This window comes from Proteinivorax hydrogeniformans, from assembly GCF_040515995.1.
GTDB lineage: Bacteria > Bacillota > Proteinivoracia > Proteinivoracales > Proteinivoracaceae > Proteinivorax > Proteinivorax hydrogeniformans.
Window position 1 is genome coordinate 1,981,420 of sequence record NZ_CP159485.1, and the last position, 14,573, is coordinate 1,995,992.

Consider the following 14,573-nt stretch of genomic DNA (forward strand, 5'->3'; position numbering starts at 1 on the left):
AAATAACAGCTATCTCCTTACATGGATGACAGCTGCGTTAACTCATACTTTTAAGTCTTCTTTTGCTACTTTTTTTGAATCAACAAACTTTAGACTAACTTGAACATGATTGCCAATTCTTTTAAAGCCTATATCCCCAAGGGACATATCTTTTACATCGGGATTATCTCTTTTGGCTTCCTCCACTATTGCTTTAAGCATTTGAAGTACATCAACTTCATCCCAATCTACTTTTTTAAAGACAGTTACAACTCTTTCCATTACTTAAGGCACCTCCTAGAGATAATTTATTCAAAAGGTGCCTATTTATACATTTATCTTTAAATTTCTCCTTTTATATACCCTCTATTTTTTAGTGATCTAAGTACCATCTTTTCAGCTTGCCTTACTATTTTTGTGCCGATAAACTCCTTTTCGTTTATTGGTATCACTAAGATAGTAAACAAACCAGAGCGATTGCCCCCTAAAACATCAGTAAAAATCTGATCTCCTATAACTGCAGAGGAGTTTTTTTTGCTTTCCATTAACTCTATAGCTCTAGAAAATGGACTTCGTCTCGGTTTATTAGCTTTTGAAATAAAAGGAAGCCCGGCCTCTTTAGCAAAGGACGCCACTCTATTTTCCCCATTATTTGACACAATTACAACTTTAAAGCCTTGGTCTATCAAATTTTTAAACCACTTCATCAGCTTAGAATTAGGTGAAGGTTCATTCCACCCAACTAAGGTATTATCTAAATCTGTTATTATAGTATCTATACCATTTTTCTTTAATTTCTCCACATCTAGCTCATATACAGATTCTAAGTACAAATCGGGAGTTAACTTTTTTAAGATAGAAATAGTACCACCTCCTAGATAAAAATATTATAGCATTTTTTGGTGGGTTTTTAAATTAAATTTTGCACTTTTAGTTCTTTTAACAGTTTTATTATGGCTTTTTTTTCAATTCGGGAAACATATGACCTTGATATACCTAGCTTTTCTGCTATCTCCCGTTGTGTTAATATCTCGTTTGAACCTAGACCAAATCGCTTTACTATAACAAAACGTTCTTTTTGCGTAAGATTAAATAGCACCTCGTTTAATCTAGCTATATTAAGCTTTGTATCAACCTTTTCAAATAGGTCACTTTCAGTTCCTAAGATATCCATTAAGGTTAGTTCATTTCCTTCACCGTCAGTTCCTAAAGGTTCTTCTAATGATTTATCATCTCGACTTTTTTTGTTCGATCTTAACTGCATCAATATTTCATTTTCTATACAACGGGCGGCGTAGGTAGCTAGTTTGATTCCCTTTTTACGATCGAAGCTGTCTATTGCTTTCATAAGCCCACAAGATCCTAAAGATATTAAATCGTCATGCTCTATTGCAGTGTTATCATATTTTTTGACGATATGGGCAACTAAACGTAGGTTATGCTCAATTAGCTTTTTCCGTGCCTCTTTGTCACCTTGCTCCATTTTTATTAAGTAATGCTCTTCTTCTTTAGCGCTAAGCGGCTGAGGAAATGTATTGTTTTTTACATATGATACTAACAGCGAAAGCTCCTTTAAAGCATAAGCAAGTGCAAATAAAATTGACAATCTAAAGCCCCCCTTTTTTATGTGTTTAACATTTATATGTTTTTAGAGGGGAAAAAATTAGTTTATAAGCCAATCTCACTGAGAATTTCCTGCATTATTTTAACTGGGCTTTGCCCATTTTCTACTAATATAGTTATGACATATTTTGGGTTTTCATAAGGAAAAAAACCGGCAATCCACCTTAGACCATTATCGGCTGTGCCTGTTTTCGCTCCACCACCATATAAGATATCTTTTGCAGTGCCATAGCTAATTGTAGATTGCATCATTTTTTTAAGTTTATTTGATGTATCTAAGGATATAATTGGCTTGGCATTAAAAAAATCAATGGAAGATGACGGAAGGGTCGGTTTTTCACCAATGTAATGAACTATATTAGGATGAATGTTGTAGCCTCCATTTGCAACGATTGAAGTTAATTTAGCTATTTGAATAGGTGTTACCTCTAATTGCCCCTGGCCCATGGCTAGTAACCTGTTGCCTTTAATGCCACTAACTGTGTCTATTTGAGGTATTTTGCCTTTTGATTCAAAGTCTAACCCCACCTCTGTTGACTTTCCTAGCCCTAATTTTGAGGCAGTTTTTAATATTTCTGACGGTCCTATGTCAGTTGTGATTTCGTGAAAAACTTCATTACAGGAGTAAGCAAACGCCTCTTGAAGCGTTACTCGCCCATGTACGACTGGACAACTATCACCCCCACATAAAAAGGTGTCTTGTAGCTTGTATCCATTTTCTATGGCTGTGATTGAAGTTACGATTTTAAACAAAGATGCAGGATTATATTGTTTATGAATTGTTATGGCTTTATTTATGTGGCTTCCGTCATCTGCTTGCTCATAGTTATGAGTAGGACGGCTTAGCATAGTTAACACTTCCCCAGTGCTTGGATCCATTATAATAACCGCACCTTGCTGCATGTTGTCATTTTTATCGACTATATACTCCACTTGCTGTTGCAAACTTGAATCTATAGTTAAAACAACCACCGTTTCATTTTCTGGATTTTTTATATCATGAAAATGTTCAGGCGAAAGCAATTCTCCATAAACATCAGTAAAAGCAGAAACTTTTGAAGGAGCCGCTGCTAAATCATCATTATATTGGGCCTCTATGCCACTTACGCCTTTATAGCCAAAAATGCTATATAAATTATGATGATTAATCAGCCCAAGTAGGTGGTTGGCTATGTCAGTTTTTCTTTTTGTAATGGTCACCGGCTTTGCCTCGTCAGCTTTTTCTTGAGAAAAAATCACTTTTTTATTTTCTGGGCAATAACTAGCCCAACCTTGTGTTTCTTCTGTTTTTAAAAGAGAGTCTAGGTTTCTATCTAAAATATCGCCCCGATTACAGTTGTAAATAAGCGTTTTCATTCTTTGATTAACTATTTGTTGACTGTATTGAGTATGCTTAAAAAGCGATAGATAGCCCACTTTTGCTAACAAAAAAGCAAAGATTAATAAGAACACAATCAGTAACACGTTAATTCTTTTGTACATAAAAAACCTCCTGAAGATATTATCTCCAGGAGAGTTTTAAAGAATTCAGTGACTGTTTACTAATGAGATTATTTTTGCAGTTAAGATGTCTATTGCTACTTTGTTTTCGCCGCCTTCTGGCACAATAATGTCAGCAAACTTTTTCGATGGTTCTACAAATTGCAAGTGCATCGGCCTAACTACTGAAAGGTACTGATCAACTACAGATTCTAGTGTTCTTTCTCGCTCTTTAATATCCCTAACTATCCTACGTATAATGCGAACGTCCGGGTCTGTATCGACATAGACCTTTATATCCATAAGATCTCTTATTCTTTTATCCTCTAAAATTAAAATCCCCTCTAGAATTATTATTTTCTTAGGTTCTTCCGTGACAGCTTCAGGTAGCCTAGTGTGACTTTTAAAGGAATAAACAGGTCTTTGTATAGGTTTGCCAGCCCTTAAGTCTGTTAGATGCTTTAACAGTAGGTCTGTGTCAAAGGCTAGAGGATGGTCGTAATTTGTTTTCAGTCGTTCTTCAAAGGTTATCTTAGATTGATCTTTGTAGTATGAATCATGCTCTATAATAGTTATTTTACTGGAATCAATTTTTTCTAAAACCTTTTGAGCGACAGTGGTTTTACCTGAGCCTGTGCCACCGGCAATTCCTATAATTACAGGTGTTTTCATTTTATTTCTCCCTTCTAAGTATAGCAAATTCTTTTACATCAGTGTCTAGTGCTACTTTAACTAACTGCTGTGGGTGGGGAGCTTTTTCCATTACATTCCCTTCCTCATCCCATATATTTTTTATAGCAGCCTTTTTTATTATACCACCAGGCATCATAATTTCCACTTCTTCTCCTTGAGAAAAATGATTTCTTTGTTCAATTATTGCATGTTTTTTTTGGTCGCTATTATCCTGTACAATACCGACAAAATCATACTCAGTATCGCCTTTTGTGCTATGAACATTTTGTGCTGTATGATCAGCCTTACCGTGATAAAAGCCTGAGGTAAATTCACGGTTGGAAGCTTTTTTAAGCTCAGCTATCCATTTTGAACTATTAAATTCCTCTCCATTATAGATACTATCTAAAGCTTGTCTGTAAGCATTAACCACAGTAGCTACATAGTGAACGCTCTTCATTCTTCCCTCGATTTTCAAGCTATCTATACCAGCATACACTAACTTGTCTAAAAACTCCATAGCCATAAGATCTTTAGAGCTCATGATATATGTACCTCTGTCATCGGATTCAACAGGCATATATTCACCCGGTCGCTGTTGCTCCACTAAGTGATAGGACCATCTGCATGGTTGGGCACAATCTCCCCTATTAGCGCTCCTCCCAGTCATATAAGAGCTTAGTAAGCAACGGCCGGAGTAAGCCATGCACATGGCTCCGTGAATAAATGACTCAACCTCTATGTCTGCTTTTTGTCTAATTTGAGCTATTTCATCAATAGACAGTTCTCTTGCCACTACAACCCTTGAAGCTCCTAGTTTTTTCATAACTTCTGCTGATTTAAAGTTTGTGACATTGGCTTGAGTGCTTACGTGTACTTCAAGTCCTGGGGCATGCTCCTTTATTAAGGATAAAACTCCTATATCAGCAACAATCACTGCATCTACCCCAGCGGTTTGTAGCCATCTTACATATGATGGCAGTCTGTCTATATCTGGGTTATGAGCTAAAATATTTACGGTAACATACACCTTTACTCCATTAATATGAGCAAAGTGCAATCCCTCTAATAGTTCGCTTTCAGAAAAGTTAGTTGCTCGAGCTCTAAGCCCAAAGCTTTTTCCTGCTAGATATACTGCATCAGCCCCATATTTTACAGCTATTTTTAATTTTTCTAAGCTACCTGCTGGCGCTAAAAGTTCCGGTTTTTTATTCATTTATATCACCTCATATACGAAAGAATGGGAACGTAAAATTTACGTCCCCTAAAATATTTCCACTAATCTATATGCCAGTACCTGTCTGCATTTTGTCGGTGTTCTTGATATGTTTTTGCAAAATGATGATATCCTGTTTTCCGATCTGCTACATAAAAAAGGTATTCTGTTTCATCAGGGTATAGTATAGCATCTAACGCAGCTCTCCCTGGGCTAGCGATAGGTGTGGGTGGGATTCCTTTATACTTGTATGTGTTATATGGCGAGTCTACTTCTAAGTCTGCATAGGTAACTACATCTTTATGACCAGTAGCGTATAATACAGAAGCGTCTATTTGAAGTAACATCCCGCTATCTAGTCTGTTAAATATCACACTGGCGATCTTAGACATTTCGTCTTCATGTTTAGCTTCTCTCTCAATCAAAGAAGCTAAAGTTACCGCCTCATGCAAGCTTAGCCCAAGCTCATCAATTCTATTCCTTTTATCAGAAATTATGCTGTCGAATTCACCGAGCATTAGATCAATAATTTCAAACTCTGTAGCATCTGGATAAACCTCATAAGTGTTGGGGTATAAATAACCTTCTAACCTAAAATCATGATAGTTATCCTCTAACCCTTCGACAAAATCGTATTCAAACTCTCCTTGTTGGATAAGCTCGATAAACTTATCGCCGTCAACTAACCCTTGACTTTCCAAGTTTTCCGAAATTTCTAATATAGTATATCCCTCAGGTATAGTAAATCTAACTGATTCCTTTGCCACTCTGCCTTCTGTTAGAGCTTCGGAAATCTCTTCATACGTAAGACCGTCGGTAAGGTCGTATTCACCTGCTTGAAAGTTTGCGCCTAAGTTATTAAGCCTTAGGTAAACTATGAAAAGATTTTGGTTTTTGATGACACCATTTTCCTCAAGTTTTGCTGCGATTTCCTGTGTAGAAGTGCCTATAGGTATTTCTAGCTGAACAACTTGACTACCATCTCCCGGAGGGGAAGTCAAACTAAATATCATAGAAACCCCCACTATTAAAAGAACAGCTAAGGATATGCCTAAGGCGAAAAACGTCTTCTTTTTCGTCCAATCACTAAAAAAAATTCTTACCTTTTCAGGGGACAAATTGTCTTTTATTGTCTTTAGCTTGTCCATATTAATCACTCTCCCCTCCTGCTAAAAAATCTAGTCCTCTTCCGTTAATTCATTGTGCCAAGCTTCTTCAACTTTGTCAAGAAGATTAGTATCTTCGACAACGTTATAAACCAGTTCACCATCTTTTTCTTCAATTTTAAAAACATGGGCAGTTTCAGGTTCGTTAGTATCTTCTGGAATTAAAAAGGCATACTCCTCACCCTCATATGAAATTCGATCGTATTCAACGAAAAGATGCTCATTACCTTCGTCATCTACCAACACTATTTTAATATCTTCGTTATTGTTATCTGTCATAATCAAACCTCCTAAATTTATATTTTAGCTAAGAAATTCTGCAAAATCAATATTGCAGCCTGTTTATCAATAACTTTCTTTCTACCTTTTCTACTGACGTCTGCTTCTATTAACTGTCGCTCAGCTTGAGCAGTAGTTAAGCGTTCGTCTTCTAAATAGTACTCTAAGTGCGGGAATTTTTTTTCCATTCTTTCTTTAAATTTAATGGATAGCTCCCCCCGCTCTCCAATGCTGTTGTCCATGTTTTTAGGCAACCCAATAACTACTTTGGTAATTTTATATTCGTCAATTATTTCCTTTAGCTTAGCAAAGTCATTTTTTTTCCCTGCTCTTGATATAACCGTAAGTCCCTGAGCTGTAATTTTTAACTCATCGGAAACAGCTACACCTATAGTTTTTTCTCCTAAATCCAATCCCATTACTCTCAAGTAACCACACCTCTTATTTTTAGATAACCTTTATACAAAAATCTGGACAGCTTCTGCTACAATAACCACAAAACACACACTTATGGTCTAAGACCTTAAGTTTTTCTTCCTCTATAACCAGTGCCTTTTGAGGGCATGTATTCACACATTTTCCGCAACACTGACACCAATCATGTATAAGGAGCTGTCTATTTCTATTCAAAAGTTTTCTGGCAAGCTTTGAGTCATAGATTCCGTTTGCCAGCTGAATGTTAAAATCTATCTCATCGGTTGATTGCATTCCTATAGCAACAGATGCTATTTGCTTTTTATTAAAAACATATTGCAAAGCTTCTTTGCTTTTGTTAATTAGGTGACCGCCTCCAAGGGCCTTCATAGCATAAATACCTTTCCCCATCTGGTAAGCAGAATCAATTGCTTTTTCCATTTCCTGTGCTTTCCCATCTACAATACCCAAACCATGGATGTTAAAAATTGGGTGTAGGATGTCAAGCTCTGGATATGAATTAACATCTTGGACACATTGAATATAGTGTGTTGAAACCCCGACTTTTTTTATTAATCCTTTTTCTTTTAAGTTTAACAAAGTTTCAACAGCCTCGTAATGGCCTTTGATGGAATAAAATGAAGTTTGTTCATGTAGCAAAAAAATATCTAGGTAATCAATCCCCATTTTATCAAGAGCCTTTTGTACGCTAAGTTGTGCCGATTTTTTATCATAACAATATGACTTAGTACTTATTATTGGACGAAATCTAGCTAATTCTATACTTTTTTTGATATGAGCATAATTATCGTATATTTCTGCTGTATCGATAAAGTTTATTCCCCGTGAATAACCGTAAGATAAAAGTTTAGCACCCTCTAGGGGAGTTAAGTTTCTCTGAAGAGGTCCCATAGTGAGGGTGCCAAAGCATATGGGGGAAACAGCTAAATCGCTGTTTCCCAAATTGTTATAACTTTTATTTGATAGCATCGATGTAGTTTTTTACCAATTCTTCTAGTATTTCGTCTCGTTCAAGCTTTCTTATCTTTACTCTTGCATTATTGTGACTAGTAATATATGCAGGATCTCCAGAAAGCAGGTAACCAACAATTTGATTAATAGGACTATAACCTTTTTCTTCTAAGCTCTCAAACACTTCGGCCAAAGTTTTCTTGACATCTTTTGTATCCTTTTGTGCTTGAAACTTCATAGTATGTTGGGAATTAGCCATAATTCCAACCCCCTTTTAAATTTTATTTCATTACATGTTTATTCGACACAATTAGCAATCTTTCCTGCAAAATGTGTTTATAAATAAACTTACCCAATAATCTCTGTACTATTCTTCCATTACTGTTAAAACTTCTCTTAACGCCTGTTCTACCTTACTTGGGTCCTTACCACCAGCTTGAGCCATATCTGGTTTTCCACCTCCGCCGCCTGAACAGATGGAGGCTACGTGTTTTATTATTTTACCACAGTGGACTCCAGAATCAACAGCTTGTTTTGTTGCTTTAGCTGCAAAATTAACTTTACCACCTATTACAGCAGCCACAACTACCACAGCATTTCCCTTGTTAGCTACTACTTTATCAGTTATATCCCTTAATTGACCTGGGTTGGTAACATCAAGTTTAGCGGTATAAACCTCTGTTTCTCCCACCTTATCTCCTGCTGCTAAAATATCGTCTATAACCGATCCTGCTAATTTGCTTTGTGCTGTCTTTAAGTCATCCTTTAACTGTTTAATTGTTTTGTTAAGTTCTTTTACCTTTTGATCTACATTGTCAGGCTTACATTTTAGTTCATGTGCTATTTCGTTGATTACCATTTCTTTTTCTTTGTAATAATTAACAGCACTTTTGCCTGTAATAGCTTCGATCCTTCTTAATCCTGAGCCTACAGAGCTTTCGGATACTATTTTAAAAAGCTTTAACTGTAAAGTGTTTTTTACATGAGTTCCGCCACATAGCTCTTTACTATAATCCCCAATAGACACAACTCTAACATCTTCTTCATACTTTTCTCCAAATAGAGCTTCCGCCCCTTCTGCTTTAGCTTGCTCTAACGGTTTGTACTCTGACATGACATCTTTTCCTGCATCTATAATTTCATTCACTTTATCTTCAATTTCTTGAATCTGCTGTGCCGTCAATGCTTCAAAGTGGGTAAAGTCAAAACGGAGTCTTTGAGCATCTACATAAGAACCACCTTGTTTTACCTGATTACCTATAATTTGTTTCAGAGCTTTATGAAGGATATGAGTTGCTGTATGGTTTAATTCGGTGTCAACTCTGACAGATGAGGTCACTTGAGCTGTTGCTTTTTGGCCTACGCTTATGCTACCGTAGTTCACTTTACCTAGCATTATGATGTGACTGCCTTGTTTAACTGTATCTGTTACTGTCATAACTCCTGTATCCGTTGTTATTTCCCCTTTGTCACCTACCTGCCCACCACCTTCAGGATAAAATGGAGTCTGCGGCAAAATAACTTTTATTTGTTCACCTGCATTTGCTAGCTTTAAACTCTCTTTTTCACTAAATATTACGTCTAGCTTAGAAGTTATATCTAAGCTGGCGTACCCAGTAAACTGTGTGGGCGGTACTTCTTTTAAAAAGCTAAGATTTTCTACACCAAAACTTCCTTCATCTTGCCTAGCTTTTCGCGCTCGGTTTCTCTGTTCTTCTAAAGACTTGTAGAACTGAGATTCATCAACAGTTAGGTTATGCTCTTTAAGTATTTCTTTTGTCATATCCAAGGGAAAGCCATATGTGTCATAAAGCTTAAAGGCAGTTTCTCCATCAAAGGTAGAACCTTTTTGCTTCTTTATTTCACCATTTAACAAATCAAGTCCCTGTTCTAAGGTTTGTGCAAAGCGCTCTTCCTCTATAGATATGACTTTTTTAATATAATCTTTTTTCTCTGTGAGCTCCACATAATGATACCCCATTATATCTTCTACAACTTCCATTAAGTCTGCTAAGAAATTGCCCTTTATACCTAAGAGTATTCCGTGTCTTACCGCCTTTCTAATTAACCTTCTTAGCACATATCCCCTGCCTTCGTTTGAAGGCATAACACCATCGGCAATCATAAAAGATACTGCTCTTATATGATCTGCTATGACCTTTAAGGAAACATCTACCTTTGCATCCTGTCCATATCTTTGCTTGCTTAAGGATTCTGTTTTGTTAATTATCGGCATAATTGCATCTATTTCATAATTTGTTTTTACACCTTGCATAACAGCAGCTATTCTTTCAAGACCCATTCCGGTATCGATGTTTTTTGTAGCTAGAGGTGTATAATTTCCCTCTTCATCTTTGTTAAACTGAGTAAACACCAAGTTCCATATTTCAAGGTAGCGGTCACATTCACAGCCAGGCTTACAGTCTGCACTTTTGCACCCTAGCTCCTCTCCTTGATCGTAATAGATTTCTGACGAAGGACCACAAGGGCCAACTCCAATTTCCCAAAAATTATCCTTTTTACCTAACTTAATAATTTTCGAAGGACTAATACCAATTTTGTCTTTCCATATATTATATGCTTCCTCATCTTCGTAATAGACAGATATATATAGGTTGGTTTTATCTAGCTTTAGCCACCCTGTTAAAAACTCCCAGGACCAGGTTATCGCTTTCTCCTTAAAGTAATCACCAAAGGAAAAATTGCCTAGCATTTCAAAAAAAGTGTGATGGCGGGCAGTTACGCCTACGTTTTCTATATCGCCTGTTCTTATGCATTTTTGAGCGGTAGCAACTTTGGGATTATTTCTTGTCTTATTACCGGTAAAGTAATCTTTAAATGGCGCCATTCCAGCTCCGATTAACAATAAAGTAGGGTCCTTCTCTGGGATAAGCGGCGCGCTTTTTAAAATATCATGACCTTTGTTTTCGTAAAAGTTTAAAAACTTACTTCTAATTTCATTTGTTTTCATCGTTTTCCTCCTTATAATTTAAATCTACTCTGCTATGTATACGATCACTAATAACTTTCCCTAAAGCTATAAATAATTTAACAATTAGTTTTAAAATTAAAAAAGCCCCTGTTGAAGTTTACAACAGGGACGAACAAGCCGCGGTACCACCCATTTTATTCTATAAAAAGAATCGCTCTTAACTGTAACGGCGTTAACCGGCTTTATAAAAGCACCTCCAGGACAGCTTCTACAAAAACTTTTAGACAACCTTTCAGCCAAGGGTCATCCTTTCTTTAAAAAGTGACTTTGTATACTAATTCCCTTTATCAGTTTTACACATTTAATTTTAGCTATATTATAATATTTTAGCTATTATATGTCAATTTATTATTTTTTTTGTTTGCTAACTATATAAGCAACTATATTTCTCAGGATAATTCTAAACACTGCAACTACAGGAACACCTAAAATCATACCTTTAATACCAAAGAAGGTTCCACCAGCTATCAAAGATAAAATTACTGCAACTGGGTGTAACTTTAGTTTCTTACCTAAGACTTGTGGCGCTACAAGCTGACTTTCGATTTGCTGAATAATTGTTATCACTATTACCACTTTTACAGCTAGTATTGGATCTTGGAAAAATGCAATTATAGTTGCTGGGATTGCCCCAATCCAAGGGCCAAAATATGGTATTACATTAGTAATACCTGCAAAAATCCCTAAAGTCAGTGCATAATCCACTCCCAAAAACAACAGACCAAAATATGTGGTTGTACCTATCATAACACAAACGATTATTATTCCTCTTATATAATTTCCTAAGGATTCGTCAATTTCATGAGTTATCTTTGCAAAGCTGGCTCTTTTATTTGCAGGTAAGAGTTTGAAAAATGCTTTTTGAAAAATATAATAATCACGTAAACAATAGAACGTTAACACCAAAACCATAAAAACTTGGAATAACCCCATAGCCAAACTTAAACCAAACTCTGGAAGTCTAGCAAAACCATTTATAAGTGCATCTTGAAGTGCCTCTAAGCTTTCTTCAATACTATCTTCTAGTCCTTTTGGTAATTCTATACGCTCTGTTTGTTGATTAAAATCTACAATAAACTCATTGATATCTTCAGTATAATTGGGCAAATGATGAGTCAATCGGTCTATCTCATGGCTCACTATCGGAACCATTCTAGCAACTAAAATATAAAGAAGAGTAAATATAATTATGTAAATAGCTAATACAGATACTCCCCTTGGTACCTTCCGCTCTTGAAAAAACACTACTACGGGATTTAAGATATAAGCGATTATTAAGGCAACAATAAGAGGTGTTAATAGCGAAACCACTGTTCTGCCAAATAGCGCTATAAATGAGATTACAGATGCAGTGACTAAAGAAAATATGAAAAATACTAAAAGAACTGCCAGGGTGATTTTCATAGCTAGCTTAACGTTTTTATTTTCAAAATAAGATTTTATGTTCAATTTGCATTACCTCCTTTTTACATTCTATCACCCTAGGTGTTAAAATAAAACCTTTTTTTAAAATTAAAATAGGCAGACGTGAATTCACATCTGCCTTAAACTATATCCTTTTTCTTCTTAACAGACGCTTAGGATGAATTTTTCTCGCCCTTTCTCTAACCTCTTCCTTTATCTCTTCTGTCGTCTCTAAAGCGTCGTCAACTGTATCTTCTAGTGTCTCTTCAACATTATCCTGAAACTTACTATAGTTAGCATGGTCAAAGGAGCTGCTGTCTTCATCAAGGTACTGAAAAGCATCATCTACATGAGAATAAAACCCTTCTTTAATCTTGTTAAAGCTAGTTTTTTTTAGCAATTTACCTACTGCTAGACCTATAAGCCCACCTACAACTAAACCTTGAATATACCCGCGTCTCATAAGCACCTCCACTAGTTAAAATTCATCATCATATTCATCTTTTTCTAAAGCAACCAAGGAACCCTCGTCATCAACTTCAAACACTTCTAACTTTTCTTTCGACTTTTGATAAACAACAAAACAATTCCAGCAATAGAACTGTCCGTTGGCTATCTGCCCAACATCTCTCCCTTGGCAAACAGGACAATTCATTGTTTAACCTCCTTAGTATTGTTCCACTGTATCCCAGCTATTATTATCCAATGTTTCATTTTTGTCAAAGTTGTTAATATATTTTTTTAGATCTTGTAACGTAAGCTGTTCCTTTGCCATATCAATAACTTCGTTTGGAACAACAATTGTATCTTTTCCATATATTGTTGACGAGGGAACGGGAATTATACCCCTTCCGTTTAAAATATCATTTACAACCCCATCAGAGACCTCAAACCCTAGGATTTGCCCAGTTTCCTTAAGAAATAAAACGTCCTGTATATTGCCAAGATTTTCACCATTTTTACTATAAATGGGTTTTTCCTTTATTCTAGCATATGGGAGACAATGCTCATGTAAATCTAATATTTTGGGTTTTTCTTTTTCTTTTAACACTATGGCACTCTCCCCTACATTAACTTGACTAGGAAGAACACCATAAGGTTGCGATATTATGGAGGCCTTTCTCAGTATTAAGCCTGCTAATTTGTGCTCTAAAGTACTTATATACCCTTCGCAAAATTCCCCCACTTTCTCTCCTTTATCAATTGCTAAAAGTGGCATGCCAACCAAGTAATTAAGCCTTTTCATTTTATCCCCCCAAACTTTATTTTTTATTGTGTTATTTATTTTCCCATAAAGCAGCATAAAAAATACACTCCTACTTTTTTGTAACACTGAGGTTTTTCAATGTTTAAAAAATTGGAAGTGTATTTAAGGAAATAATTTACTTTTTATTTATTTTTTAATATATAAAATTCCAACTGTCTTAGGTCCGCAGTGGCTAGATATAACGCATCCTGCATCGGTAATGATAACTTGACCTTTAACTTCCTTTTCAAGCTCAGCTTTTAAGTACTCTGCCCCTTCGCTATCCATAGAATGAGTTACAAAAATTCTATCTTCAGTAATCTCTTTTTTATTTTTTAAGGCATTCTTCAAAAGAGTTTTAAGAGCTTTTTTTCTTTTGCCCCGTGTTTTTTGAGCTAAAATCATTCCCCCATCAACAACTTTAACAACAGGTCGTATCTTTAACATATTTCCCACAAAGTTCTGCACTCCACTACATCTACCACCTTTATGGAGGTATTCTAGAGTGTTTATTACAAACTCAGTTTCGACTTTTTCTACTAGATTCCTGACCTTTTGTGCAACCTCCTCCGAGCTAAACCCTTCATTTATAAAGTCCGCTGCTTTTAGCACAAGCAATCCTATCCCTGTAGAAAGGTTTTTAGAATCAACAACGTGTACTTTCCCATCTAAAGACTGAGAAGCTAAAGATGCATTTTGACAAGTTACGGAAAGATCGGAGGATAATCCTATATAAATAATTTCATACCCATCGTCTATGTAGGGTTTAAACGCATCAATAAAATCTTGTGGGGAGGGAGCTGAAGTTTTAGGTAATTTTCCATTTTCATCAATTATATTATACATCTTCTCTGTATTTATCTCTTGGCCATCTTTAAAAGCTTTATCCGCAAAGACTACACTTAGAGGCACTACATCTATTCTATGCTCATTTAATAGCTGTTTTGATAAATCACTGGTGCTATCTGTAAATAACTTTATCTTTTGCATAAACATCCTCCTCAAAAATGTATTGCTAAATAATTCTTCTTCATTATATTATTGAAATCCTTTTATTTTAGGAAATTTGCCTTAAATGTCACTTTGAGCAATCTTTATACATAAACTATAAAGATAGGTTCAAAATAGCAT

17 protein-coding genes and 1 other annotated feature are annotated in these 14,573 nt (G+C 35.7%); all 17 genes read right to left on the reverse strand.

What is annotated here, in order from left to right:
• Nucleotides 1–42: 42 nt before the first annotated feature.
• The gene (locus PRVXH_RS09505; RefSeq protein WP_353892544.1) at nt 43–261 is read right to left on the reverse strand and encodes a hypothetical protein; all 219 of its coding nucleotides are present in this window, start codon (nt 259–261) and stop codon (nt 43–45) included.
• Between the two features lie 59 nt (nt 262–320).
• Nucleotides 321–842 carry a YqeG family HAD IIIA-type phosphatase gene (locus PRVXH_RS09510; protein WP_353894575.1) on the reverse strand — a complete coding sequence of 174 codons (522 nt, stop codon included), beginning with the start codon at nt 840–842 and terminating at the stop codon, nt 321–323.
• A 47-nt stretch (nt 843–889) separates the two neighbouring features.
• On the reverse strand, nt 890–1,585 hold the full coding sequence (gene sigK / locus PRVXH_RS09515) for an RNA polymerase sporulation sigma factor SigK (RefSeq protein ID WP_353892545.1): 696 nt from the start codon (nt 1,583–1,585) through the stop codon (nt 890–892).
• Between the two features lie 62 nt (nt 1,586–1,647).
• Complete coding sequence (locus tag PRVXH_RS09520; RefSeq protein ID WP_353892546.1) at nt 1,648–3,084, reverse strand: penicillin-binding transpeptidase domain-containing protein; 1,437 nt, start codon at nt 3,082–3,084, stop codon at nt 1,648–1,650.
• 45 nt (nt 3,085–3,129) lie between these two features.
• The gene (udk, locus tag PRVXH_RS09525) at nt 3,130–3,753 is read right to left on the reverse strand and encodes a uridine kinase (protein WP_353892547.1); all 624 of its coding nucleotides are present in this window, start codon (nt 3,751–3,753) and stop codon (nt 3,130–3,132) included.
• A gap of 1 nt (nt 3,754) precedes the next feature.
• Nucleotides 3,755–4,969, reverse strand: coding sequence for a U32 family peptidase (locus PRVXH_RS09530; protein ID WP_353892548.1), 1,215 nt, complete (start codon nt 4,967–4,969; stop codon nt 3,755–3,757).
• Nucleotides 4,970–5,031: 62 nt separating this feature from the next.
• Nucleotides 5,032–6,117, reverse strand: coding sequence for an endolytic transglycosylase MltG (gene mltG, locus PRVXH_RS09535; RefSeq protein ID WP_353892549.1), 1,086 nt, complete (start codon nt 6,115–6,117; stop codon nt 5,032–5,034).
• 30 nt (nt 6,118–6,147) lie between these two features.
• Entirely contained in the window at nt 6,148–6,414 is a 267-nt protein-coding gene (locus tag PRVXH_RS09540; RefSeq protein ID WP_353892550.1) for a DUF1292 domain-containing protein, read from the reverse strand.
• Between the two features lie 17 nt (nt 6,415–6,431).
• Nucleotides 6,432–6,842: a Holliday junction resolvase RuvX gene (ruvX, locus tag PRVXH_RS09545; protein WP_353892551.1), complete on the reverse strand. Its 411-nt coding sequence runs from the start codon at nt 6,840–6,842 to the stop codon at nt 6,432–6,434.
• A gap of 19 nt (nt 6,843–6,861) precedes the next feature.
• The gene (locus tag PRVXH_RS09550; RefSeq protein ID WP_353892552.1) at nt 6,862–7,791 is read right to left on the reverse strand and encodes an aldo/keto reductase; all 930 of its coding nucleotides are present in this window, start codon (nt 7,789–7,791) and stop codon (nt 6,862–6,864) included.
• 13 nt (nt 7,792–7,804) lie between these two features.
• Nucleotides 7,805–8,062: an IreB family regulatory phosphoprotein gene (locus tag PRVXH_RS09555; RefSeq protein WP_353894576.1), complete on the reverse strand. Its 258-nt coding sequence runs from the start codon at nt 8,060–8,062 to the stop codon at nt 7,805–7,807.
• 105 nt (nt 8,063–8,167) lie between these two features.
• Nucleotides 8,168–10,771, reverse strand: a complete 2,604-nt coding sequence (gene alaS, locus PRVXH_RS09560) for an alanine--tRNA ligase (RefSeq protein ID WP_353892553.1) — start codon at nt 10,769–10,771, stop codon at nt 8,168–8,170.
• A gap of 122 nt (nt 10,772–10,893) precedes the next feature.
• Nucleotides 10,894–11,089, reverse strand: a binding site (T-box leader).
• Between the two features lie 51 nt (nt 11,090–11,140).
• Complete coding sequence (locus tag PRVXH_RS09565) at nt 11,141–12,241, reverse strand: AI-2E family transporter (protein ID WP_353892554.1); 1,101 nt, start codon at nt 12,239–12,241, stop codon at nt 11,141–11,143.
• A 100-nt stretch (nt 12,242–12,341) separates the two neighbouring features.
• Nucleotides 12,342–12,659, reverse strand: coding sequence for a YtxH domain-containing protein (locus PRVXH_RS09570; protein ID WP_353892555.1), 318 nt, complete (start codon nt 12,657–12,659; stop codon nt 12,342–12,344).
• 15 nt (nt 12,660–12,674) lie between these two features.
• Complete coding sequence (locus PRVXH_RS09575; protein WP_353892556.1) at nt 12,675–12,851, reverse strand: hypothetical protein; 177 nt, start codon at nt 12,849–12,851, stop codon at nt 12,675–12,677.
• Nucleotides 12,852–12,863: 12 nt separating this feature from the next.
• Nucleotides 12,864–13,442, reverse strand: a complete 579-nt coding sequence (locus PRVXH_RS09580) for a PRC-barrel domain-containing protein (protein WP_353892557.1) — start codon at nt 13,440–13,442, stop codon at nt 12,864–12,866.
• A 147-nt stretch (nt 13,443–13,589) separates the two neighbouring features.
• A complete protein-coding gene (locus PRVXH_RS09585) occupies nt 13,590–14,432 on the reverse strand; it encodes a DegV family protein (RefSeq protein ID WP_353892558.1) in 843 nt (280 codons plus the stop codon).
• Nucleotides 14,433–14,573: the final 141 nt, after the last annotated feature.